General features: G+C 52.7%; 20 protein-coding genes and 3 tRNA genes. 3 read left to right on the forward strand and 20 right to left on the reverse strand.

The window, feature by feature from the left end; all coding sequences use genetic code 11:
- Positions 1–17: 17 nt before the first annotated feature.
- From SDD30_RS07190 to SDD30_RS07250, 13 genes are all read right to left on the reverse strand, one after another.
- On the reverse strand, positions 18–1,559 hold the full coding sequence (locus SDD30_RS07190) for a xylulokinase (protein ID WP_434074247.1): 1,542 nt from the start codon (positions 1,557–1,559) through the stop codon (positions 18–20).
- Between the two features lie 30 nt (positions 1,560–1,589).
- Positions 1,590–2,033 (reverse strand): ribose 5-phosphate isomerase B, encoded by a 444-nt coding sequence (rpiB, locus tag SDD30_RS07195; protein ID WP_434074248.1) that lies wholly within the window; start codon positions 2,031–2,033, stop codon positions 1,590–1,592.
- A gap of 47 nt (positions 2,034–2,080) precedes the next feature.
- A complete protein-coding gene (locus tag SDD30_RS07200; RefSeq protein WP_434074249.1) occupies positions 2,081–3,637 on the reverse strand; it encodes an FGGY-family carbohydrate kinase in 1,557 nt (518 codons plus the stop codon).
- 119 nt (positions 3,638–3,756) lie between these two features.
- Positions 3,757–4,812 carry a 2-hydroxyacid dehydrogenase gene (locus SDD30_RS07205; protein WP_434074250.1) on the reverse strand — a complete coding sequence of 352 codons (1,056 nt, stop codon included), beginning with the start codon at positions 4,810–4,812 and terminating at the stop codon, positions 3,757–3,759.
- Positions 4,813–4,944: 132 nt separating this feature from the next.
- Complete coding sequence (gene dhaL / locus SDD30_RS07210) at positions 4,945–5,592, reverse strand: dihydroxyacetone kinase subunit DhaL (protein ID WP_434074251.1); 648 nt, start codon at positions 5,590–5,592, stop codon at positions 4,945–4,947.
- Between the two features lie 11 nt (positions 5,593–5,603).
- Positions 5,604–6,605 (reverse strand): dihydroxyacetone kinase subunit DhaK, encoded by a 1,002-nt coding sequence (locus SDD30_RS07215; protein WP_434074295.1) that lies wholly within the window; start codon positions 6,603–6,605, stop codon positions 5,604–5,606.
- Between the two features lie 37 nt (positions 6,606–6,642).
- Complete coding sequence (locus SDD30_RS07220) at positions 6,643–7,749, reverse strand: MDR/zinc-dependent alcohol dehydrogenase-like family protein (RefSeq protein WP_434074252.1); 1,107 nt, start codon at positions 7,747–7,749, stop codon at positions 6,643–6,645.
- Positions 7,750–7,765: 16 nt separating this feature from the next.
- Positions 7,766–8,866, reverse strand: coding sequence for an ABC transporter ATP-binding protein (locus tag SDD30_RS07225; protein ID WP_434074253.1), 1,101 nt, complete (start codon positions 8,864–8,866; stop codon positions 7,766–7,768).
- Positions 8,854–9,996, reverse strand: coding sequence for an ABC transporter ATP-binding protein (locus SDD30_RS07230; RefSeq protein ID WP_434074254.1), 1,143 nt, complete (start codon positions 9,994–9,996; stop codon positions 8,854–8,856). The genes SDD30_RS07225 and SDD30_RS07230 overlap by 13 nt, the downstream gene beginning before the upstream one ends.
- Before the next feature lie 15 nt (positions 9,997–10,011).
- Positions 10,012–10,788: a carbohydrate ABC transporter permease gene (locus SDD30_RS07235; RefSeq protein ID WP_434074296.1), complete on the reverse strand. Its 777-nt coding sequence runs from the start codon at positions 10,786–10,788 to the stop codon at positions 10,012–10,014.
- Between the two features lie 60 nt (positions 10,789–10,848).
- Complete coding sequence (locus SDD30_RS07240; protein ID WP_434074255.1) at positions 10,849–11,805, reverse strand: carbohydrate ABC transporter permease; 957 nt, start codon at positions 11,803–11,805, stop codon at positions 10,849–10,851.
- A 99-nt stretch (positions 11,806–11,904) separates the two neighbouring features.
- Complete coding sequence (locus SDD30_RS07245) at positions 11,905–13,332, reverse strand: ABC transporter substrate-binding protein (RefSeq protein ID WP_434074256.1); 1,428 nt, start codon at positions 13,330–13,332, stop codon at positions 11,905–11,907.
- A 145-nt stretch (positions 13,333–13,477) separates the two neighbouring features.
- Positions 13,478–14,422, reverse strand: coding sequence for a sugar-binding transcriptional regulator (locus SDD30_RS07250; RefSeq protein ID WP_434074257.1), 945 nt, complete (start codon positions 14,420–14,422; stop codon positions 13,478–13,480).
- Between the two features lie 573 nt (positions 14,423–14,995).
- Here SDD30_RS07250 and SDD30_RS07255 point away from each other — a divergent pair.
- The 3 genes from SDD30_RS07255 (at position 14,996) to SDD30_RS07265 (ending at position 15,233) form a co-directional block, all read left to right on the forward strand.
- Positions 14,996–15,071, forward strand: a tRNA-Lys gene (locus SDD30_RS07255).
- A 7-nt stretch (positions 15,072–15,078) separates the two neighbouring features.
- Positions 15,079–15,153, forward strand: a tRNA-Glu gene (locus SDD30_RS07260).
- A gap of 3 nt (positions 15,154–15,156) precedes the next feature.
- A tRNA-Asp gene (locus tag SDD30_RS07265) sits at positions 15,157–15,233 on the forward strand.
- 61 nt (positions 15,234–15,294) lie between these two features.
- Here the strand turns inward: SDD30_RS07265 and SDD30_RS07270 are convergent.
- The 7 genes from SDD30_RS07270 to SDD30_RS07300 form a co-directional block, all read right to left on the reverse strand.
- Positions 15,295–15,996, reverse strand: coding sequence for a FadR/GntR family transcriptional regulator (locus SDD30_RS07270; protein WP_434074258.1), 702 nt, complete (start codon positions 15,994–15,996; stop codon positions 15,295–15,297).
- Between the two features lie 183 nt (positions 15,997–16,179).
- Positions 16,180–18,390: an L-lactate dehydrogenase (quinone) large subunit LdhH gene (gene ldhH / locus SDD30_RS07275; RefSeq protein ID WP_434074259.1), complete on the reverse strand. Its 2,211-nt coding sequence runs from the start codon at positions 18,388–18,390 to the stop codon at positions 16,180–16,182.
- Positions 18,380–18,940, reverse strand: a complete 561-nt coding sequence (locus SDD30_RS07280; protein WP_434074260.1) for a LutC/YkgG family protein — start codon at positions 18,938–18,940, stop codon at positions 18,380–18,382. Before SDD30_RS07280 ends, ldhH begins: the two co-directional genes overlap by 11 nt.
- Positions 18,941–19,162: 222 nt before the next feature.
- Positions 19,163–20,458: a (Fe-S)-binding protein gene (locus tag SDD30_RS07285; RefSeq protein WP_434074261.1), complete on the reverse strand. Its 1,296-nt coding sequence runs from the start codon at positions 20,456–20,458 to the stop codon at positions 19,163–19,165.
- 6 nt (positions 20,459–20,464) lie between these two features.
- Positions 20,465–21,895, reverse strand: coding sequence for an FAD-binding oxidoreductase (locus tag SDD30_RS07290; protein ID WP_434074262.1), 1,431 nt, complete (start codon positions 21,893–21,895; stop codon positions 20,465–20,467).
- A 511-nt stretch (positions 21,896–22,406) separates the two neighbouring features.
- Positions 22,407–23,690 carry an adenylosuccinate synthase gene (locus tag SDD30_RS07295; RefSeq protein ID WP_434074263.1) on the reverse strand — a complete coding sequence of 428 codons (1,284 nt, stop codon included), beginning with the start codon at positions 23,688–23,690 and terminating at the stop codon, positions 22,407–22,409.
- A 32-nt stretch (positions 23,691–23,722) separates the two neighbouring features.
- On the reverse strand, positions 23,723–23,857 hold the full coding sequence (locus SDD30_RS07300; RefSeq protein ID WP_434074264.1) for a hypothetical protein: 135 nt from the start codon (positions 23,855–23,857) through the stop codon (positions 23,723–23,725).
- Positions 23,858–23,907: the final 50 nt, after the last annotated feature.

Genomic DNA, 23,907 nt, shown 5'->3' on the forward strand with positions numbered 1-23,907 from the left:
CTGGTATCAAGGGATGCCTAAGGCCCTCGAATTCCGGCTTTAATATGGGCCAATTTAAATAAATCTGCGCGTATATGGTTATATAGATCCCGATATACTTCATAAAGCTCCTGATAAATTGCATGCCACCGGCTATCGGGCTCTATTCTTTGTTTAAAACGGATTAAATCTTTCGTTAAAGTTATAATATCCTTATACATCCCTATGCCCGCCCCGGCCAAAAGGGCGTCACCAAATGGTGCCCCCAACGAAGTCTCTGGCACCATGACCGGCAGGTTGGTTACGGAGGCTTTAATCTTTAACCACAGGGTACTGAGGGCCCCGCCACCGACGCAACGTAATTCTTTTACCTCTAGACCAATAGCTGCCGCCTCCTGTAGGTTATGATATAATGCAAAAGCAGCTCCCTCCATAATAGCGCGGATCATCTGCCCGCGAGTAGTCTTCAACGTTAAACCGACAAAAACCCCTCGGGCATAAGTGTCCCAAATGGGCGAACGTTCACCCATCATATAAGGAAGAAAGATAATCCCCCCCGCATCTAGCGACACAGTACTCGCTTCCAGGTTCATTAAATCATAGGCATCCAGTTTTAATTCCTCCGCCGCCAAGCGTTCCATATATCCGAACTGATCCCGAAACCATTTTAATGACGCTCCGGTTGAACTTGCAGCACCAATGACCAGGTAGTGCCCCTTAAGAGCATGATACATAGAAATCAATCGACCATTATTATTTAAACTAGCTGATCCCAACAAGACCACGGTGGAGGTCCCAGACATCTCGACAGCCTCTCCCGGTCCAATGACCCCCGTTTCCATAGCAGCAGCCGCACCATCGACTGTTCCAGCAACTACCGGCGTGCCTGGAGTCAGGCCTGTACTCGCCGCTGCTTCTCTGGTCACGCCACCGATAACCGCAGCGCAATCATATAACTCCGGAAATAATTCCGGTGGCAGCCCCAATTCCTGACACAGGTCAAAGGCCACCTGGCCGGTATGGACATCATAAACCTGGGTTAGGCTGGCGTGGGCCCTATCGAGGGAAAAGCGGCCCGTTAATTTATAGTTCAGGTAGCCATTAGCTTGCAGCACCCTGGCCGTCTGCTGAAACAATTGGGGCTCATACTTCTTAAACCACAGGAGTTTGGGCAGCATAAAATAAGGATCGATTCTATTACCAGTAACCCGGAGCATCCTTTCTTCGCCAATCTCCTGCCGCAGGTAATTACATTGTTCCTCTGAACGCCGATCCATCCAGATAAGGGCCGGGCGTAAAGGATCGCCTTGATCGTTCACCGGTAACATGGTGGGAGCCTGGGAACTGATGCTTAGGGCGGCTATTTCCCCCGGATTTATCTTTGCTTGAGCTATAACACCTCGAAGTACTGTAATTGCCGCCTGCCACCAGAGTTCTGGATCCTGTTCCGCCCAACCGACCGCCGGAAAATGGGTGGGATATTCCGCCCTGGCCTGGGCAACTGCTTCCCCCGCCCCAGTGAAAAGAACGGCCTTGACATTGGTGGTGCCAATATCCATGCCTAACAAGTAACCGGCCATATAAATTCACTTCCTATCCCTGGCCGCCGGTTATTGCGCTCGTTCCAGGGCCATAATCTTTTCGATCTTCCGCTGGGATGGGCCGCCGCTAAAATAACTCTCCAACCAGGTCTTAACCACGCTCTTGGCGACTTCTTTACCTATAACAAGGGCCCCCAGAGTGATAATGTGGGCGTTATTACTCTTCGCCGCCCTCTCCGCCGAATAGACATCCATACACTGGGCCGCCCGGATACCCTTTACTTTATTGGCGGCCATCGCCATACCAATACCAGTACCGCAGATTAAAATACCTCGTTCCGCCTCACCCTTTAAAATCCCCCTGGCAAGATCACCGGCGATTTCGGGATAATCAACCGGTTCGTGGGATGAGCAACCATAGTCCATAACCTCATGACCAAGGGAAGCCACAAATTCCTTCAGTTGTTCTTTTAAATCAAACCCCAGGTGATCAGAACCTAATGCGACCCTCATTATTTTTTCTCCTTTCCTCCATAACTCCCCTATAACTATTACAGAAATCAGGCCTGGCCTGTAAAACTATTAGCACATTGTAAGGCCTCCCACAGGGGCGGCATGGTCTTACGAGTCATACGATAAACTTTATAGAAGGCATTATATTTTTCATGGTTTCGTTTGTCGGGAAAATATTTACGAGCAAAACCAACTGTCTTGGCGATGGCCCCGGAAAGGGAATCATAAAACCCAACCGCAACGCCGGCGTTTAAGGCCGCCCCTTTGGCCCCGAATTCCGTGCCTTTAGCTATAGATACTTCTTTACCCGTTACATCCGCAATGATCTGGGGCCAAACCCGGCTCTTCGCCCCACCCCCGCATAGCCGCAGCTCGCTGATTTTATCAAGAACGTCATCAAAGGAATCGCGGATGGCGTAGGAGAGCCCTTCATAAACGGCCCTTAGCAAGTTTTCAGTATTCGCTAAAAGGCTTAAGCCGATGAACTGAGCCCGGGCAGAAGTGTTCACAAAAGGTGCCCTTTCACCGGCAGGTGAGATATAAGGATGATACATTACACCCCCAGCTCCCGGTGGTACTCTATCGATTACTTCATCCAGGTGTTTATAGACATCTAAATTGCTCGTACCGGCCTGCCATCGAAATTTGTGACCCAGGTTTTCTAGAAACCAATCCAGGTTTGGCGTACCACTCATTAGCGGCATGCCTCTAAGCCATTTATCCGGGAGGCCGTGGCAAATATTCATACCGGCCTCATCCTGATTAATCGAAGGTGCGTTCAAGGTAAAACCGTTAAAAATGGTGGTCCCAAGAATTGTAAAAGCCGATTCTTCATTAATACATCCTAAACCCAAGGCGGAAGCGACCACATCCAGTGGTCCCGCCACTACAGGAATACCTGACGGCAACCCTATTGCCGCGGCAGGGCCAGGCTGGAGATAACCTCTTATCGCTCCGGTTGGTAGAATCGGGGGTAATAGGTACCGATAATTCCGGAGATTAAAAACGTCAATTAAATGTTCTGCATAGCTACGGTTCAAGATATCAAAAAACTGCCGGGAGGCGTCTGTTTCATCCGTGGCCACTTCACCTGTTAACTTAAAGGCGACCCAATCCTTACAATATAAACTCCACCGGGCCTGGCGCAGGGTTCCAGCTTCATTGATACGTAACCATTGCAGGATAGGGGCCTGGCTGCCAGGGAAAAGTACGGTGCCGTTAATCTTCCATACCTCTTTTGTTATGCCTTGCTCCTGCCATTCATTAACGACTGCTGCCGCCCGGCCGTCGGACCAGAGAATAGCCGGTCGCACCGGCCGTCCCCCTTCGTCAATTAACCAGCAGCCGTCACCCTGCCCGGTCACCCCGATAGCAACAACCGAAGCTGGATCAATCCCGCCACCAGCCAATAAAGTCTTGACCGAATTTCTGACCGCCTGCCAGACTTGCTCCATATCCTGTTCGGCAGTATAATTTACACCAGTAAGAACGGGGACTTTCTCCCCCGCTGTTAATAACTCATTGCCTTCAGGGTCAAATAGCACAGCCTTTATAACTGAAGTTCCGGCATCAACACCTATAAGATGAGGCATCCCAGTAAACATTTTCCTGATCCCCCTGTACTGCCTATAGGCAAAGGGCAAAACATACTACCACATAGAAACTAGGGATTATAAAGTCTTGCTGTCTTGCCGCTTTGCTTACTTTTTAACAGCTCTTCCTGCTAGCTTGCTTCTATAGCCGACTGCAACACCTCTGAATTCTGGCAGTATTGCACTGGCTGGCCTAAAAGATACTTCTTTATTTCCGCCACCAGTATATCTGCCGAACGAAAGGCTGTTTCCCTGGAGGCCCCACCGATATGGGGCGTTATAGTCACATTATCCAGGCTAAATAGGAGACTATTATCAGGCAGAGGCTCCTCCTCGAAAACATCCAGCGCCGCCCCGGCAATACGTTTCGCCTTTAACACCTGGTATAGAGCAGGATAATCAACCAGTCCGCCCCGGGCCGTGTTAATAAAATAAGCAGTAGGTTTCATCAAGGCCAGGGTGGTGCCATTGATCATTTTTGTCGTCTCCGGCGTCAACCTGGCATGCAGGGTAACGATATCCGCTTCTTTCAGCAACCTCTCCAGGGGCACCCTCTCCACCCCACACTTACTAAAAACCTCGTCATTTACGTGGGGATCGAAGGCCAAAACTTTCATATTAAAGGACTTTAGTAACCTGGCCACCCGCTGGCCAACAGCACCCAGGCCGATAACTCCGGCGATTTTACCCTCTAGTTCGAAGCCCGTCTTTTCGTAAATATAGAAATCGCCCCGCCAGGTTCCCTTAATCAAGGCCGCGTGAGCCCGGGCAATGTTCAAGATCTCGGCCAGGATCATTCCTATGGTAAATTCGGCCACCACCGGAGCGTTACGCCCGGGGGTATAAAATACCGGTATACCCCTCCTAGTAGCCGCCGCTATATTGATATTCACCGGTCCGCCGCGGGAACAGCCGATTATTTTTAATTTTAGGGCCGCCCGAAGTATTTTTTCGGTGACAGGAGCCACATTGGTAAGGAAAATCTCAGCATCCTTAATTAAAGCAATAATCTCGTCCTCGGAGCCTACAAATTCTTTTACTTCCGGACCGTTTTGCAAAGGGATATCAGGCCATTCGACTGGAAACCCCTCAATCTTTAAATCCGGAACAAAATCAAGGTGTTGCCTTAGAACCTCCTCATAAATCTCTTGTTTTACCAACTTATCGCCGATAACTGCTATCTTCATTTGGATTACTCTCCCCGCAACTCCCGGTTATTTTAAATGGGTAAAATATCGCCGATATGCGGCTAGTATGGCTGTAAAAATCAAGGTTCACTTTTACAGCCATACCAGCTCAGATAAAAGGTCGCTTCGTATCTAGCCGATAATTCCCTCAAAAAATTCAACAAAACCACTGAAAATTACATCTGCTGAACTTGCCCCCGGATCCAAACAACCCCGGGAGCGCTCCCCCAACCGGCTGGAGCGTCCTTTTTTCGCCAGCATATCCTTCGTTGCCTGCATCCCTTTTTTACCGCCCTCGGCTGCGACCCTCAGGCAGGTGAGAATATCCTTCCCTTCACCATGAGCCTGTTGTAGGGCTTCAGATGCCGGGACCCAATAATCAACCATGGTCTTTTCCCCTACCTCAGCCTTGCCGCGCTCCTGAATACCCTTAACAAAAGCTACCCAGAGGGCAATAATTTCGTTTTCATTCAACCCGGTTTTACCCTGGGCGATGGCCGCGGCCCGAAGAAAGGCCGTGGCATAGAGGGGGCCGACAGAGGAGCCAACTGCCGATAGAAAGGTCATACCGGTAGTTTTCAGGAGTTCACCGCAATCATTTACATCTGATAAAGCCTGCAACTTATTTTTGACTGCCTGCCAGCCGATGGACATGGTTACCCCATGATCGCCGTCACCAAGATGGCGATCGAGTTCTGATAAATAATCCTTCCGCTCCTCAATCCGATCGGCTGTAAACAGAAGCCAGGACCGTAAATCCCGGGCTGTTAATAAGGCCATGATGCATCCCCCTATTTTTGAACAAACATCGGGCAATCGGCCGGATCATCCACCAAGGAAGCCAGTTCAGCATCAAGCTTCATGATGGTTACCGAGCAGCCGCCCATCTCCAGGGAGGTGATATACTCGCCGACGTAAGCGCGGTGAATATCTACCCCTAACTCTGTAAGCCGCTGGTGGACGCGCCGGTACATAATGTATAGCTCCAGATAAGGGGTGGCTCCCAGCCCGTTGATGAGAACGGCGACGCGATCATCTTTGCTCAAAGGCATGTCATCAAGTATGCGATCAACCAAAGAATCCGCCACTTTATCGGCCGGTTCCAATTTACCCCTTTGTACCCCCGGCTCGCCATGAACCCCCAGCCCGATTTCCATTTCATCTTCCCCGAGAACAAAGCTGGGTTCACAGGTTTGGGGCACGGCGCAGGGCGAAAGGGCAACGCCCATCGAGCGGGTGTTATCATTGGCCAGCCTTGTTATACGGACGACGTTGTCCAGATCGTAACCACGTTCCGCAGCCGCTCCGGCAATCTTAAAGATGAAAAAGTCTCCGGCAATACCCCGGCGGCGCTCAGCTTCCTCTTTAGGAGCCGAGGCGACATCGTCGGTCACCCTTACCGTCTCCACCCGGATACCTTCTAAGGCTGCTAACTCAGCCGCCATATCGAAATTCATACAGTCACCGGCATAGTTGCCGTAGAGATAGATTACACCGGCGCCCCCATTAACAGCCTTAGTAGCAGCCAGTATCGGGTCCGGCGGTGGGGAAGCGAATATGTTACCCACCGCAACACCATCGGCAACACCTTTTCCCACATAGCCAATAAAGGCAGGTTTATGCCCAGAACCGCCACCAACGATAACCCCAACTTTTCCCGGGCGGACGGTATTAACACTGACAACCGCCCTTTTATTCTCCGGTAGCTGGCGGACATAATTCTTATGGGCCGCTACAAAGCCCTCCAACATTTCGTCAACAACATCAGTTGGATTGTTAATAAGCTTTTTCATTTTCATAGCTGTCACCTCGTTCATGGATTGCTCGAACTTAGGGTACTAATATGACCTTCAATGATTTGGCGCTATCATGAACAAGCTCGAAGCCTTCCAGGAATTTATCCAGGGGTAGTTTATGCGTGACAACACCTCGCGTAGGTAGTTTGCCGGAAGCAATACCTTCAATTACTAACGGATAACAATAGGGTCCCAAATGTGACCCCAATACATCCAGCTCTTTACGGTCGCTGATTATGCTCCAGTCAACAGTTGTCGGCTCACCAAAGACACTGAACTCGACAAAACGGCCCAGCTTGCGGATAGCCATTAAACCCTGCTCGACGGATTTAGGATGACCCGTGGCTTCAATATATATATCACAGCCGTAACCATCGGTTAGAGCTTTAATTTCCTTCACAACGTCGGTTTTCCCAGGGTTCATGACTAGATCAGCACCAAATTCTTTAGCTAGTTCCAGGCGGCTATCAATTAAATCAAGGACAATTAATTTCCCTGGTCCCGCCAGGCGGGCGGCCCCGACCATACCCAGCCCCAGGGTACCGGCACCGGAAATGACAACTACATCACCATATTTTATCTGGGCGCGCTGGACGGCATGTAGGGAACACGCATATGGTTCTATTAAAACAGCGTCTTCAATAGCCATGTCTTCAGGAACTTTGTAGTTAATGGCTTCCTTGGGGAACTTCATAAATTCGGCCATGCCGCCATTAACATTATTTTGGAAACCATAAACATCATGTTTCTCACACATCCAGTACTGCCCACTTTTACAGAAGCGACATTCCCAGCAGGGGACGATCTGTTCCGATATTACCCGGTCGCCAATGTTAAAGCCCTTTACCCCTTCGCCGATTTCGGCCACAAAACCAATAAACTCATGGCCGGGAATCATGGGAGCCTTAATATAGGGGGGCTGGGTCTCGTCACCCCAGAAACTAGGGGCCCCACCAAAAGACTTACTATCTCCGGCGCAGATACCGCAAGCCTCAACCTCAATGACCATCTCACCCGCACCAGCCCTGGGCGTGGGGACTTCTTCCAGACGATAATCCCCCGGGGCATAGGCAACAACTGCTTTCATCTTTTCTGGTAGGATTGGCTTGCCATTAGCGATAACCGTCTTTCTAAGACCCATCTTTCCCACTCCTTATTTATTGAATCCGTGTCCCATCGACTAAATTAAATAAGTGCGTCCTTTCGGGATCGAAGTATACATGAACTATATCACCAGGCGCTAAACGATATCTCTCCTGCATCACTATAATCATTGGCGATCCGTTAAGCCTAATCATAATCCTCCTCTCTTCACCCAGATTCTCAAATACTGCCACCTTTAGCGCTAAAGAGTACTGGCCTTCACCCACCACCACCTTGACATCGTTCGGGCGGATACCCAGGCGATAACTCTGACCCTCTCTCACTAGCTCCCGGTAACGGTCAGGTACTTTGAAATGGATATCCGTTTCTTTAAAGCGGAATTGTTTCTCCCCGTCGCCAGCCTCGACATTGACGGTAAATAGGTTCATCGGCGGTTCGCCAATGAAACCGGCCACAAACTCATTGAGCGGGTGATTATAAACCTCCAATGGAGTCCCATATTGCTGGAGAAGGCCATCCTTCATAATGGCGATCCTATCGGCCAGGGCCATAGCCTCCAATTGATCGTGGGTAACAAGGACAGTTGTATTTTTAAAATCGATATGCAGACGTTTGATCTCGGTACGCATCTGTTGGCGCATCTTCCCGTCCAGGTGGGAAAGGGGTTCATCGAGTAAGAGTACCTCGGCCCTACGCACAATCGCCCGGGCAATATTTACCCTTTGCTTTTGTCCACCTGAAAGGGCCCCCGGTTTTGTATTGAGCAAATCTTTAATCCGCAAGACTTCAGCAATATGTTTTACCTGGCGATCTATCTCTTCCTGTTTTACTCCCCTGGCCCGCAAGTTGAAGGCAATATTTTCGTAAACTGTTAACGGCGGGTACAGGGCATAATTCTCAAAGGCCAAACCGACGCCGCGATCTTTTGGCGGCAAGTTATTAATTACCCTTCCGCCAATGAGAATCTGTCCGGCTGTAATAACCTCCAACCCGGCAATCATCCGTAAGGTTGTTGACTTGCCGCAACCTGATGGGCCCAGAAGAGCCACAAACTCTCCATCTTTACAAGTAAGACTAAAATTCTTAACCGCTTCTACCGGTTTCCTGTTTTTATAATAGGTTTTGTAAAGTTCCCGCAGCTCTAGTTCTGCCACGCATGATCCTCCCCCAATTGCTCAGATCGAGCTAAAAAGTGGCTTCCCTCAGGGTCAAAGAAAAGCGCCTGGGCCATATTTATAGACACATCAATGGGTTGATCGGGGGTCACTATGGTATTTACTGGGGCCTTGATGCGGAGTAATTCATCGCCAAAGCTTACATTCAAAATAGCCTTAGCACCCAAGGGTTCAAAACTATAAACTTTACCGGTAATTGTCTCCGTACCGGAACTATCCAAATAGTAGCGGACATCATTGGGCCGGATGCCCACCCTTACCTTTTTATCTTTAACTTTCAACTTGCCAACTATATCTCCGGGGACTTTGGTTGGAATAATCCGTCCCAGCATTTTAATGTGTACATCACCGTTCTGGCTGGTTAATTCGGCATTGAAGATATTTATGGCCGGTTCGCCAAAACATTCCGCGACAAACTCTGTGGCCGGGCGGTAAAAAATTTCGTCAGGTGTGCCGATCTGGATTATCTGGCCTCTATTTAAAACGGCAATGCGATTAGCCAGGCTTAACGCTTCCAAATAATCATGAGTGACATATACCGTCGTCGCGTCGAGCTTCTGTTGCATTTCCTTCAATTCGGCCCGCATCATATGCCTTAGTTTGGCGTCCAGGTGAGCAATAGGTTCATCCATTAAATAAACTTCCGGTTTCCGAACAAGTGCCCTACCCAGGGCAACCCTTTGCCGTTGCCCGTTGGATAATTCTGCTGGCCTTCTTTCAAGCAGCTCCGCTATCCCTAGCATCTCCGCAACCCTGGTAACCTCTAGCCTGATTTTCTCTTCGTTCTTGATATGGCTCTTGGGGCTGCGCAGCGGCGATGACATGTTCTCATAAACAGTCAGATTGGGGTACAGAGCGTAGTTTTCAAAAACCATAGCAATATTACGTTCGGAGGATTCAACCAGATTCATCAACCTGTCGTTCATATAAAATTTCCCACTATCTGGTGTATAAATACCGGCAATAATATTTAAAGTTGTTGTTTTCCCCGCCCCGGCCGGCCCAAACAGGACAAAAAACTCGTTGTTTTTCACGTCGAAATTAAGATGATCGACAGCCGTAACCTCCCTGAAGCGTTTGGTAACGCCCTCCAGCTTTAAATTAGCCAATTCCTCATCCCCTCTTTAACCCTTGATGGCGCCTAGACTTAAACCGCGCACCAGGTGTTTCTGGATAAACAAAGCGAAGATTACTTCCGGCAGGGCTGCAATAGTCGATGCTGCCGCCATCTGGCCGTAATGGATGGTATCGGAAGAAATATAACTTAGAGAGGTTACAGTTACTGTAACAACTTTTTCCCCGGCCAATAATAATGGAAAAGTAAAGTCATTCCAGGTATAGATAAACGCCAGTAAACTTGCCGCAACAAGGCCTGGCTTAATAAGGGGTAACAAGAACTTCATAAAAACCTGCCACCACCGATAGCCGTCCAACTGGGCGGCGTACTCAATTTCCGGGGATATTTCCTCAAAGTAACCCCGCAAAATCCATATAATTAAAGGTATGGAAATTAGTTGATATACCCAGATGAGACCCGCAAAGGTATCGTAAAGCCCGGTCTTCTGATAAATTAAATACAAAGGTAAAATAACCAGTATTTCCGGGGCGAAACGAAAGGAAAGAAAAGTGAAGGCAATATCTTCGCGCCCTTTAAAATCGAAACGGGCCAGGGCATAAGCCGCCGGTACTCCCACTACGACGGCCAGGGCCACAGCGCCAAAGCTAACTAAGATGTTATCCAGGAAGTACCCTATATAACGACCTTCTTTAAACAGGGCCAGGTAGTTCTCCATTGTTGGTTGAAAAATAAACCAGGTATTAAACATCTGCCTATCGCTTTTAAATGAAATCAAAATCATCCAAAACAGGGGAAATAAGGCAAAAAGCGCATAGACAATCATCAAGACGTTACGTAAAACCTCCAATACCCCTTTGGATTCTTTCACAGCTGTTGAACCTCCTTAGATGCCCGAAGCGCGTTTCTGGGCATTACCCCAGTATTTAATCATATAGTTGCTAATGATATAGATGATAACCCATAAAACCAGCATATACGGTAGAGCTGCCCCCAGTTCTTTATAAGTGAATGCTTCTGTGTAAGCCGTTAAAGTCAAAGACATTAATGTATCCCCTGGCCCGCCTCTGGTAAGGGCAAAGATGATGGCATATTCCTGCAACGAAAGCATCAAGCGGAAAATAACGGCAATTAACAGCGCCGGCATAATCAAAGGCATCGTCAGGGTTTTAAAAGTAAACCATGGTGACCCGCCGTCAAGCATGGCCGCCTCAAAGGGTGCCTGGGGCAATGAACGCAACCCCGCCAGGATTAATAAAATCATAAAGGGTGTATTGACCCAGATATCAATCAAAACTACTGAAAAGAGGGCCGTATGGGGATTAGCACCCCAGGTAAAATTACTTATGCCGATATTTCTCAGCCAGTGGCTGATTATCCCCACAGAAGAATTAGTCATTAATTGCCAGATCAAGGTGGCAATTACTGGGGCAATCATCAAGGGAAAAATTAGTACGGTCCGTAATATCCGGGCCAAAAAATTATCACGGTTCAACAGCATAGCCACGGCGAATCCCAGAACCGTTTCGATCCCGGTGGCCCAGAAAGCATAGCGTAACGTCACCGACAGGCTATGCCAGAAATCCGGATTTTTAAACATGGTGGTCCAGTTCCTCAAGCCGATAAACTCTGAGCCCGCGTATTTAAACGAGTAATTGGTGAAGGAATAAATGATGGCTAGGATAAAGGGATATAAAATCCCGATAGTTAAGAGCAATGCTGGAGCCAGGATTAGATAGGGGCGGGCCTTCCTGCTCCACGGAACCCTGTTGCTGTCTTCACTGCGGCCCGGTGTGGGTGAGGGAGGTGCCGCTTTACCCCTCTCCTCTATTTTTACTGCCAAGTGAATTCCCCCTGTATGGTTAAAGGACAGTCTAGTTTATTAACCGGGAGAGGCACTTAGTAGTGCCTCTCCGCTAAAATACTGTGTTACCAGCAAGGCTTATTCGATGCGAATGCGTGAGACCATATCATTAACCTTGGCCGTCAGTTCTTTCATCGAGGCCTGCACATCGGCATTCTGGGTAACAATTTTTTGTAAAGTAGCTGCCCATTCAGTGGTGGTGTTAAAAAACTCAGGTTGCGGAGTAAATTTAATTGAAGTATTATCGATAATGGTCTTAAATGTTTCGATATAACCAGTCTGAGTCTTCATGCGATCAATAAACTTCTGGTCGGCCCAAACCGATTTGCGAGCCGGGTCAACTACTTCAGCCTGGGTAGCTCCCCAAAGGTCATGTTCTTTGCTGGTAAAGAACTGCATAAAAATCCAGGCGGCTTGTTTGTTCTTCGAGGAGGAATTCATGGCAATGGACCAGATCCACTCATTGGCTCCCGGGGGTACTCCATCTTTCATCTTCGGTCCGGGCGCCCAAGCAATATTACCGGACTCAGCGGAAGCGCCAGGGACATTCTGGAAGAAACCGAGGATATCGGCGTCGTAAATCATGGCCGCTTTACCGGCACCCAGGTCGGCCCCCACTTGATACCATGTATAGTTCGTCCAGTCTTTAGGGCCAGCTGCTTTAATCAAATCCGTAAACTTCTTGGTAACATCTATTGCTTCCGGGCTATCAAGCTTGCACACCAGTTTGCCATTCTCCAAGGCAAAATCCTTCGCACCATCTAAGTAGAAAGCCGTCATGTATCCCGGGTGAATAGTAGCCCAGCTGCGAGTTCCCCGAACTGCTATTCCATATGAACCAGGACCGTTCCAACCGTTTAGTTTCTTGGCCACATCGACTAACTCATCAAAGGTTTTCGGCGGTTCTTTAATGCCTGCCTTTTCGAAAGCCTTTTTATTATACATCAAGGTATTTGTTTCGAAAGCTAGGGGGATCGCCCACTGACTACCGGTACCGGCAGGATGACCAGGTTTCAAATCCCAGCGATCACCCGCAAGTATACCTTCATAGAAATCATTGATGTCGTAATCGGGACTGGTCTTCCCCGGGTCTTTGATGTAGTTATCCAGGGCTTCCATATAACCGGCGGTAGCATATTCCCACATCTGATAAGAACCTGTCATAAATACATCAGGGTTCCCATTCTTGGCATTTAAAGCAGTAGTGAGTTTATCAAAATAATTTTCTTCCGGTGTTACCGAATAATTAACTTTAATCCCCGTCTTTTGTTCGAATTCAGGTAATCTCTTAATTATCGCATCCGCATAGGGGTGTTTGTTCAACATTACATTAATTGTTGCTCCCGAGGCCATCTTCCAATCAAATTTACCGCCGGAGGCGGCCTGTTCGGCAGGTTTCTGCTCTTTGGAAGCCTCCTGCTTACTTCCACCGCCGCACCCGGCCAAGGCCATGGTTAGGAGTAAAATCATCGTCAGAATCGTCAATATCCATCCTTTTTTTGACATTAATTGTTCTCCTCCTTAGATTTATTCCCCTCTGTAACGCCTGTAGAGTACGAAACATCTACCTATGCTTTGATTATCTTTGGACTATCTCCCCACCTCCCGTAAGGTATTTACCCAGCGCCATGTTTTTAGCATCATGCTACAATTAAATAACATACCTGGCTACACTCTCATCTGTGATTAAAACATTTAAAAGGCCAGACTTTAAAACGCCTTGAACAGACTCCTTTTTGCTTTCACCGCCACCTACCGCTACCAGTTTTCGGGCTTTCTGTAAATGTTCGACAGATATACCAATCACTCGATCAACTATACGCTCATTCAGAAATTCTCCTTGGGCGTTATAATAATGCAGGCATATTTCTCCGACTGCCCCGGCTTGGTGCAGCTTTTTAATTTCACCGGCATCAATACTCCCACATTTCACCACTAAGGCATCCTCATCTGGTACACCAATGCCTATAAAAACTATATCTAGATCGTTATATAAATCAATAACTTCTTTAATAATCCCCTCGTTTATAAAAGTGTCGCGTACCTGCCGGCTGTCGACGATACACGGGGCATGAAGATAGTACTCTTGAGCAGTAATAGAATCGGCTATCAATCTAACTATGTCTTGAGCTAAAAAATTGGTGGTTACATTATTGAGTCCCCCCATTAGTTGAATAACCTTAATATCGTTATAGGCACTTCTGATGCTTTTGTTAAAAGACTCGGCCATAGCGTAAAGGGTTGTACCCCAGCCAACCCCTATTTTTAATCCAGGGGCCAACTGCTTTTTTAAATATTCAGCAGCTGCCATACCCAGCTTCTGTTTCATGTTATCTAAAGATATATAATCGTTCTTAATAACAATTGCCTTTGCAAGGCCATATTTTTCTTCAAGCTTATATTCGAGGTCAGCTAGCGAAGTTGCCGGACTGTTAATCTGAATTTGCACCAATCCTTCTTGTTTGGCTCTCTGGAGTAAACGGGAAACCATCTGCCGCGTAATCCCAAGCCTTTCTGCAATCTGAGACTGCGTTAAATCCTCGTTATAATAAAAATGACATATTTTGGTGAGTAACTGAACATCATCCCGCGGCATTAGCCGATCCCCTCTAACATATACTATTAGCCCCTATGTAGGTTGAGCATTTTCTCTGCATCTAATCTTTTGCTCACGCCTATTATATTCGCCATTTCCGTCGAGAATCCTCCTCCTGCAAATACTTTTTTTAAACTTTTTAATCAGGCTTATGTAGAATGTTTACATAAAACAAAAAGCCCCATCAAGAAATAATTCTAATTCCTTGATGGAGCTTCTCACGTTCTCTACTCCATACATTTATTATAATAGTCAATCGGCAGCCATGTCAACCCCAAAACCGGAACAAAAAAACTTCTAAGAGCATTTACGGCCTAATATATATCATTACCTCATATGTACTTATCAAATGCAATGAACTCTTAGTTTTACGCCTTCTTGGGCTGTTAGTGATTTTATTATAGACAAACTTCATTCATTACGCTTATAAATAATCCTCCGTAATAATTCTATGCGAAATTCAATAGGTATCACGGTTCAAATCAATTTGGATACAGGAACGCTTGATAAACAGCAAGAACAACAAAATTTCCCTTGACATCATCCCCATAAGTGTGTAAGATACTTACCTGTGGGCCATTAGCTCAGGCGGTAGAGCACCTGACTTTTAATCAGGGTGTCCGGAGTTCGAATCTCCGATGGCTCACCAGACATATGGCCCGTTGGTCAAGCGGTTAAGACACGAGCCTTTCACGCTCGTAACGGGGGTTCGATTCCCCCACGGGTGACCAGAGGGAGCCGTAGTGTAGTGGTCTAACATGTCAGCCTGTCACGCCGAAGACCGCGGGTTCAACTCCCGTCGGCTCCGCCAGGAAAATGAAAAGCCCCGGCAAGGGGCTTTTGGCATATTGAGCTGGCAATGGTAAAACAAGTTATTCCTTCTGCAGCTCCCGTTCAACAAAGCGCAAGTGCTGGCAGATGGCCCGCCGGGCGGCCCGGGGGTCATGGGCCTTGATGGCCTCATAGATCCGTACATGTTGCTCCATAAGTTTCTCTGGATTGCCTGGGGTGGTATAGAGGCGCTGGCGGCTGGTCTTTAAAGCCTGGTGCATGGTGTCGGAGACGGTATGCATCAGGCGGGCCAGGACGGAATTGCGGGCTGCTTCCGCAATGGCCAGGTGAAAGCGCAGGTCTGCCTCTTCGCCCAGGATGCCCCGTTGCAGGTCACGCTGCATCTCTTTAATTATTTCCGCCATCTTCTCCAGGTCCTCCGGCCCGGCGCGTTGGGCCGCCAGGAAAGCAGCCTCGCCCTCCAGGGCCTCCCGGGCCTCCAGGAGTTCCATGGCCGCCTGGCGGTCCAGGAGCAGGGCCATGGCCAGGGGTTCGACAATGGCCCCGTTACGGATATTCTGGACAAAAGTCCCCTCCCCTGGCCGGATAACAATAACTCCCATGGCGGCCAGGGCGCTCAAGGCCTCCCGGACGGAGGCGCGACTGACGGCCAGGCGCTCGGATAGCTCCCGTTCCGAGGGCAAGCGGTCGCCGGGCTTCAAGTTGCCCTCGCCGATGAGGTCCTTAATCTGCTGAACAATCTCTTCATAGATCTTTTTAGTCCGGATGGGCCTCAGGTCCACCTGCCCCACTCCTTCTTCGAAATGAGATGTGTGAAGTGGGAGGTGAGAGGTGGGAGGTTTGCACCTCTCATTTCTCCCGTTCGCTGGCAGCATACCGCCATAAGGGGCTCCTGAGACGTAACCAGCCTTCCCGCTTGAGTGCCGGACCCGTTATACCGGCGGTAATGTGGTTTTTTAACGGGCTTAATTCCCCTTGTCCGGCCTAAAATCCTCTCTGCTGGCTAAAATCTCCGCCGTATGCTTCACCCGTATCGAGCTGCCTGCCTGGTCCAGGCCGCCGCGGAGTTGCAGGACGCAGCCGGGGCAGTCTACGGCCACTATATCCGCGCCGCTCTCCTTAATGTTTTTAACCTTACGTTCCAGGATCGGCCGGCTGATCTCCGGGTACTTGATGCTGTAGGAGCCGCCGAAGCCGCAGCAGCGATCGCTTTCCTTCATCTCCACCAGTTCCAACCCTGGCTGGCCTTGTAAAACCTGGCGGGCCACCTGGTCCAGACCTAAATGCCGTTTAAAGTGGCAGGAGTCGTGGTAGGTGACTTTAACGGCCTGGCTGCCGGCCGCCTGCTCCTGTTTAACGTCAACGTTCGGCGATCGGGAAGTCCCCTCTTGCCCGCCGGTTAGCTCATGGACCAGCTCAGTGAAGTCCTTGACCCTGGCGGCCAGGGCCCGGGCCCGCTCGTCCCACTCCGGGTTGCCGGCCAGGAGTTCGGGAAAGTCCTTCTTCAGGGCCACGGCGCAGGTGGGGCAGGCGGTGACCACTACGTCGGCCCGGGCCTCTTCCAGGGCGGCGATATTCTGCCGCGCCAGTTTAATGGCCGTCTCCCGGTCGCCGGCGTAAGTGGCCGGGGCGCCGCAGCAGGCTTGCCCCCGGGGGAAGACGACCTGGACCCCCTGGCGCCCCATGACCTGGAAGACACTCTCCCCGATCTCCGGGTAGACGAAGTCAATAACGCAGCCGCTATAGAAAGCGGCCTTCAGGCGCGGTTTAGCAACCGGCTGCTCCAGGCGTTTCACCCGGTCGCGCAGAGGTTCCTTAGCAATGGCCGGCAGGCTGCGCCCGGCAGTCAAGTTGCTGAAAAAGAGGGGCAGGTGGCGAATGAGGGGCTGCCCGTGGGTCACCGGTCCCTGGAGGCGGGACGCCGCCCGCAGCAGGGTATGCATGAGTTTCGGTTTGGCCACCACCCCGTGAAGGGCGATGCGGTAGCCGCTGGAAAGGCCCTGCTGCTGCACGACCCGCTCCCGGAGCTGCAATACCAGATCGGGGATGTCAATCTTAGCCGGGCAGACCTCGGCGCAGCGGCGGCAGCCGATGCACAGGCTCTGGGGGTCGGCAGCATCTTCCAGCGAATTGAAGAAAGCCGTCAGGATGCTGCCGATGCCGCCACTGTAAACATAGCCGTAGACCTGGCCGCTGACCAGCTGGAAGACCGGGCAGACGTTGGTGCAGGAGGCACAGCGGATGCACTGCAAAGCCTCCTTGAACACCGGATCGGCGGCCATGCGGGTGCGGCCGTTGTCCAGCAGGACGATGTGGAGTTCCTTGATCCCCTCGCCGTCACCCTGCCGGGCCGGCACCGGGCCGGTGATCATGGTCACGTAGCTGGTAATGGGCTGGGCCGTGCCGCTCCGGGGCAGGGCCTCCAGGATGGGGACGATGTCCTTCAAGTGCGGCACCAACTTCTCATAGCCGACAATGGCCACGTGGACCGGCGGTACCGTCGTGGTCAGGCGGGCGTTGCCCTCGTTGGTGCAGATGACAATAGTGCCCGTCTCAGCCACGGCGATGTTGGCGCCGCTGATGCCCATACCGGCGGTCAGGAATTTCTTGCGCAGTTCCCGGCGGGCGATACGGACCATGTTTTTAATGTCCGGCTCCACCGGTTCATTTAGGTAATGGCTGAAGACCCGGGCTACCTCCTCCTTGGGCAGGTGGATAGCCGGCATGACCATATGGGAGGGCCTTTCCCCGGGCATGAGCTGGAGGATCCACTCCGCCAGGTCGGTCTCGTGGGGGTTGAGCCCCCGCTCCTGGAGGTACTCATTAAGGTGGATTTCTTCCGAGGCGAAGGATTTGGACTTGACGATTTCGGTAACGCCGTGTTCCTTAGCTACCTGGCAGATGTATTCCCGGGCGGCCGCAGCGTCTTTTGCCCGATATACCTTGCCGCCGCGGGCCGCTACGGCCCGGGTGAACTGGTCGGCCAGTTCCTCGTAGCGCCCGGCGGCATCCCCTTTGATGGCGGCGATCTTCTGCCTTAAGGCCTCGAAATCCCGGCCGGCAAAGACCTCTTCCCGGGAGACGACGTAGGAATCAGCGAAGCGATCCAGGGCGCCGCGCAGGCTGGCGTTATTCAGGGCCCGGTGCAGGCGCTGCTTAAACTCTTTAGTAGCCACTCTTACCACCCCCGTTACCCACCAGGATAATCAAAAGCCTTTCCGGCCCGTGGACGCCGATGGTCAGGCTGCGCTCGATGTCGGCGGTCCGGCTAGGGCCGGTCACCAGGGTAAAGTAACCCGGCCAGGACCCCCGGGCCAGGTAGGCGTCGATTACCTCGGTCAGGTTAGCCCGCAGCCGTTCTGCCGGCAATAAAGCCACACAGGTCAAAGGCAGCATGGCTGCCAGGCGGGCTTTCAGGTCGGTGGCGTCCATGGCCAGGGTCCCCGTCTCGGCGATGGCGTAATCAAACTCAACAATGCCGCTGTCGGCCTGGCGGGCAAACTCCGCGCCGTCTTTCTCGATATTGAAACCGGCACCGGCCAGGGCCGCTGCCACCCCCCCGGTTTGCACCAGGGAAGAATTCACCAGGGCCACCTTTAGTCCCACGGGACGCAGGATCTCTATCAATTTAGGACCGATATCACCCGGCCCGGCTACGGGGATTACCTGTGCGCCCATGGCTTCCGCCTGGCTGGTAAAGGAAGCGATTAGTTCGTTACGGCTCAAAATAAGCCCTCCCCGCAATAGAAGTGAGAAGTGAGAGGTAAAAAACTTGTAGAGACTGACTTATAAAAGTGCCCTGGCATTTTCATCCTCTGCTGGTGCCGCCTGGCGGCAGGGGCATCTGTCCTGAAATGGCACTGCCGCCGTTTCCCTCCTTACTAGTTTCGCCTGGCAACCAGGGGCATCTGGCAGGAAGCGTCTTTGTTAAGCCCAGTATGAAATTCTTTATCCCACCTCCAACCTCCCACTTCCCGCCTCTTCCCCGGCGTAGGCCTGCTCCAGGACCTGGACGACATGGAGGACCCGGGGCGGCAGGCCGGCCTGGGCCAGGCCGTCTTCCAGCTGCATACGGCAGGCCGGGCAGCTGGTGACCACCGTGCCCGCGCCGGCGGCTTTAATGGCCGCCACTTTGTGGGCCTGGACCTGCATGGACATATCATAATTAGTCAGGCTGAAGGAGCCGGCGCTGCCGCAGCAGCGGTCGGCATTCTTCATCTCTACCAGCTCCACGCCAGGGATAGAGCGCAGTATTTGCCGCGGCTGCCGGCTGATGCCCTGGCCTCGTACCAGGTGGCAGGGGTCATGGTAGGTCACCTGCAATGGCAGGCTGCCCGCGGGCCGGCGGTAATCAATCTCTACCAGGAGCTCGTTGATGTCCCTGGCCCTGCCGGCCATCTCCCGGGCCGCCGCGCCCTGGAGGTCCTTATCCAGGAGTTGGGGATAAAACTCCTTCCAGGCCTCGCCGCCGGTGGCGCAGGCCGTCACCAGGTAGTCAAATTTATAGCCCTGGAAGATCTGCAGGTTGGAAGCCGCCATCTCCTTAGCTGTAGCCACATCGCCGTGGACCAGGGTGGGAATACCGCAGCAGTGCTGTTCCCGGGGGATGATGACCTCAATGTTATTGGCCAGCAGGACCTTGACCACGGCCCGGCCGATGTCGGTGTAGATATAGTTCTCCAGGCAGCCGGTGAAAAAAGCTGCCCTGGCCCGGGGTTGCGCCGGGCGGATTACCTCGGGGAACTCTTCTTTCAGGGTTCTTTTGGCCAGGGGCGGCAGGACCCGCCGCAATTCCAGGCCAATGGGAAAACGGGGGTGACAGCGCTGGATTTCCGGCCGGTAACGTAGGGCCAGGGACTGGAAGTTGCGACTAGTCCTCAAAGCCGTATCAAAAAGCCAGGGCCGCTTTAAACCCTGAAAGATGACCTTCTTCAGCCAGGGCAGGCCTTTTCCCCGGACCATAGCCGCCCGGGCCGCCAGGACCACCTGGTCCACCCGGACGCCGCTGGGGCAGTTGGCCACACAGGCCATGCATGTGAGGCAAAAGAGGAGCTTTTCCGCCAGGGAATGGCTGGCCGGGATCTCACCATGGAGGTAGGCGTAGGCCAGCTGGACCTTGCCCCGGGCCACCGCCGCCTCCCGCAGGGTCTCTTTATAGAGGGGGCAAACCGCCTGGCAGTTGCCGCACTTCATGCATTTGGCCATTTCCTCTTCGACCAGGGTCAGGTCGTCAAAATAGCTCACACCCTATCACTCCCTCACGGCCGCTGGCGCGCCCTGGCCGGCGGCAACCGGACCCACCAGTTTACCCGGGTTGAGTAAGCCCAGGGGGTCCAGGGCCTTTTTCAGCCGACGCATGACGTCCAGACCACTGGCGCCAAATTCCAGTTCCATATACTTCTCCTTGGTCACGCCGATGCCGTGTTCGCCGCTTAAGGTGCCACCCAGCTCAATGGCGGTATGGAAGATCTCGTCAACGGCGCCGTGGACCCGCGCCATCTCTTCCTTATCCCGCTCGTCGCAGGTGATGGTCGGGTGCAGGTTACCGTCGCCGGCGTGGCCGTAAGTAGCGATGGTCACGTTGTACTTTTGCGCAATCTTCTCCAGAGCCGAAAGCATAGCCGGAATCTGGCTGCGGGGCACGGTGGCGTCCTCCAGGACGGTGGTAGGACGCAAGCGGGCGCAGGCCGGCAGGGCGGCCCGGCGGGCGGTCCACAGGTTTTCCCTTTCGGCATCGTCCTGGGCAACCTGGACCTGGCCGCCGTTTTCCCGGCAGACCCGTTCAACAATGGCCGCCTCTTTGGCGACTACCTCCGGGATGCCGTCAACCTCCAGCAAGAGGACGGCTGCCGCCTCCTGGGGCAAACCGGCGTGGCAGTAGGCCTCCACCGTGCGGATGGTGACTTTGTCCATGATCTCCATGGTAGCAGGAATAACCTTGTTGGCAATAATCCCGGTGATGGTCCGGGCGGCCCCTTCCATACGATCAAAGATAGCCAGCATGCTCCGCCGCGCTTCCGGCGCCGGAATCAAGCGAACGGTGATGGCGGTCATGATCCCCAGGGTCCCTTCGCTGCCGCAAAAAAGCTTTACCAGGTCATAGCCGCTGACGTTTTTAACCGTCTTGCCGCCGCAGTGAAAGATGGTACCGTCGGCCAGGACGATCTCCAGGCCCATGACATAGTCCTTGGTGACGCCGTATTTGAGGCCCCGCAGGCCGCCGGAGGATTCGGCCACGCTGCCGCCCATGGTGGCCGTAGTCACACTGCCGGGGTCCGGCGGGTAAATCAGCCCGTGGGGGGCAACGGCGTCGTTGAGGTCCTGGATGACCACGCCGGGCTGGACAGTAGCCGTCAGGTTTTCAATATCCAGCTCCAGGATTTTGTTCATCTCAGCAAAGGAGAGGACCAGGCCGTCCTCCCGGGGAATAACCCCGCCGCTCAGATTCGTGCCCGCCCCCCGGGGATAAACCGGCACCCGGTACTCAGTAGCCAGGCGTATAATAGCGGCTACCTCCTCTGTGGTTTGGGGCAAGGCTACCGCCAGGGGCAGGTGCTTGGCCTGGGCCGCCGCAGCGTCAAAGGCATAGCACCAGCGATCCTCTTTCTCCGTGATCAGTCGTTCCCGGCCCAGGATACCCTCCAGTTTTTTGAGAAACTCCCCCTGTGCCGCCAAAGCCATCCTCTCCCTCCGCAAGTGTCTAAGGTGCAAACCAGGCATCTTCTCCCCGGTCCCGATCATACGCAACCTGCATTGCCGCTGCCTCTAATTGTACTCGTTATCACAATATCCTAAGGCTCACAATGGTCTGTCAATTTTGTCTGGCCTGACCACCTGATGGTTCTATTATAGCATTTTTTTACGGCAATTCAATAATTATTTTCCAGGAAATCAATTGCGGAGCCCTTCGTGGAGGTGACGCCCCTACCAATGAACTGTACAATTACGGGCTTGGGCAAGGAGGTGATAGGTACATGTGGAGGGCAACCTGGTTTGAGGCGTCCGATACTTCCCCGAAGCCGCAGGGAGGCGGCGGTGAAAGGGAGGGGAGCGTAACGTGGAGGTAGTGTAGACATAAAAAAGCCCCCGCAGGGGGCCAGAAAACTTTATCCGGCCGGCAGGTCCAAATAAGATCGCCCGCCGGAAACATAATCTATTTATTTCACGCCGCACCGCTTAAATCGCCGCTGGGCTAAAAAGCATCCTTCAAGACAATGGTCTGGTCCCGGCGCGGGCCAACGGCAATGAGGTGGACCGGTACACCCACCAGTTCCTCCAGGCGCCGGATGTAGTTGCGGCAGTTGACCGGCAGGTCCTCTATGGAGCCGGCGCCGGTGATATCCTCCTGCCAGCCGGGCAGTTCCTCGTAGACCGGCTCGCATTCCTGCAGGGCCTTCAGGCTGGCTGGAAAATCCTGGCTGATCTCCCCCCGGTAGCGATAAGCGGTACCGATTTTTAATGGCTCCAGGCCGGTCAGGACATCCAGCTTGGTCAGGGCAATCCCCGTCAACCCGTTGACCTCGGCGGCGTGGCGCAAGATGACCGTATCCAGCCAGCCGCAGCGGCGTGGCCGGCCGGTGGTGGTGCCGAATTCCATCCCCTGCTGGCGCAGGGCATCCCCGGCTGGCCCGGTAATCTCCGTCGGGAAGGGGCCGGAACCCACCCGAGTGGTATAAGCCTTGACCACGCCTATTACCTTGTCGATCCGGGTCGGGCCGACGCCGGCGCCGACACAGGCGCCGCCGGCTATGGGATAGGAAGAGGTGACGAAAGGATAAGTGCCCTGGTCCAGGTCCAGCAGGGTTCCCTGGGCGCCCTCAAAGAGGACCTTGCGTCCCTCCTGCAGGGCCCGGTTTACCAGCCGGACGCCGTCGGCAATTAAAGGCCGCAGGCGTTCAGTGTAACCGGCATACTCCTCCAGGATGGCCCGGAGGTCATAACCCGGCTGGTTATAGATTTTGGCCAGGAGTTCGTTGGCAACCACCACGTTATGGGCGAGTTTTTTCTCGAATTCCTCCCAGTCCAGGAGATCACCCACCCGGATACCCGTTCGGGCCGTCTTATCAACATAGGCCGGGCCGATACCCCGTTTGGTGGTGCCGATCATGGCCTGGCCGCGGTGTTCCTCCTGGGCGGCATCCAGGCCCCGGTGATAGGGCAAGATCAGGTGCGCCCGGTCGCTGATCCGCAGGCCCGTGGTATCCACCCCCCGGCCCGCCAGGCCGTCCAACTCCTGGACCAGCACCTGGGGGTCCAGGACTACGCCGTTGGCGATCACGCAGAGTTTACCGGGGTAAAGGATGCCCGAAGGCACCAGGTGGAGCTTGAATTCTTCCCGGCCGACCATTACCGTGTGGCCGGCATTGCTGCCTCCCTGGTAACGAACGACCACGTCAGCCCTCTCCGCCAGGTAATCGGTGATTTTGCCTTTACCTTCATCGCCCCATTGGGCGCCTACCAGTACTACCGCTGCCATATCAGACACCACCTTTTTGTAGTATTACTTGTTTATTCTTCGAGCCGCGGGGAAACCCGCACCCCGGGGGCTATCCTCCCTTTTGTCGCGTTGTCAGAAGTATAGCCGTCCTTGAGTTTGTCCTGAGCGTGCTTCCCCGTCACCTGGACTACCAGTTGCAAGCCCACCCGGAAGGACCGCCGGGCAGGACCCGTTCTTCCCGCTATGATAGCGCCTG

This window comes from Moorella naiadis (nom. illeg.) (assembly GCF_051020825.1).
GTDB classification, from domain to species: domain Bacteria; phylum Bacillota; class DSM-521; order Neomoorellales; family Neomoorellaceae; genus Neomoorella; species Neomoorella naiadis.

What these genes read in the sequence shown, in the direction of transcription:
- SDD30_RS07290 (WP_434074262.1), bottom strand. Translation starts at nt 21,895, where the DNA reads ATGGCTTTGGCGGCACAGGGGGAGTTTCTCAAAAAACTGGAGGGTATC.
- SDD30_RS07295 (WP_434074263.1), bottom strand. Translation starts at nt 23,690, where the DNA reads ATGGCAGCGGTAGTACTGGTAGGCGCCCAATGGGGCGATGAAGGTAAA.
- SDD30_RS07190 (WP_434074247.1), bottom strand. Translation starts at nt 1,559, where the DNA reads ATGGCCGGTTACTTGTTAGGCATGGATATTGGCACCACCAATGTCAAG.
- SDD30_RS07250 (WP_434074257.1), bottom strand. Translation starts at nt 14,422, where the DNA reads ATGCCGCGGGATGATGTTCAGTTACTCACCAAAATATGTCATTTTTAT.
- SDD30_RS07205 (WP_434074250.1), bottom strand. Translation starts at nt 4,812, where the DNA reads ATGAAGATAGCAGTTATCGGCGATAAGTTGGTAAAACAAGAGATTTAT.
- rpiB (WP_434074248.1), bottom strand. Translation starts at nt 2,033, where the DNA reads ATGAGGGTCGCATTAGGTTCTGATCACCTGGGGTTTGATTTAAAAGAA.
- SDD30_RS07220 (WP_434074252.1), bottom strand. Translation starts at nt 7,749, where the DNA reads ATGGGTCTTAGAAAGACGGTTATCGCTAATGGCAAGCCAATCCTACCA.
- SDD30_RS07245 (WP_434074256.1), bottom strand. Translation starts at nt 13,332, where the DNA reads ATGTCAAAAAAAGGATGGATATTGACGATTCTGACGATGATTTTACTC.
- SDD30_RS07215 (WP_434074295.1), bottom strand. Translation starts at nt 6,605, where the DNA reads ATGAAAAAGCTTATTAACAATCCAACTGATGTTGTTGACGAAATGTTG.
- SDD30_RS07235 (WP_434074296.1), bottom strand. Translation starts at nt 10,788, where the DNA reads ATGATTGTCTATGCGCTTTTTGCCTTATTTCCCCTGTTTTGGATGATT.
- dhaL (WP_434074251.1), bottom strand. Translation starts at nt 5,592, where the DNA reads ATGGCCTTATTAACAGCCCGGGATTTACGGTCCTGGCTTCTGTTTACA.
- SDD30_RS07200 (WP_434074249.1), bottom strand. Translation starts at nt 3,637, where the DNA reads ATGTTTACTGGGATGCCTCATCTTATAGGTGTTGATGCCGGAACTTCA.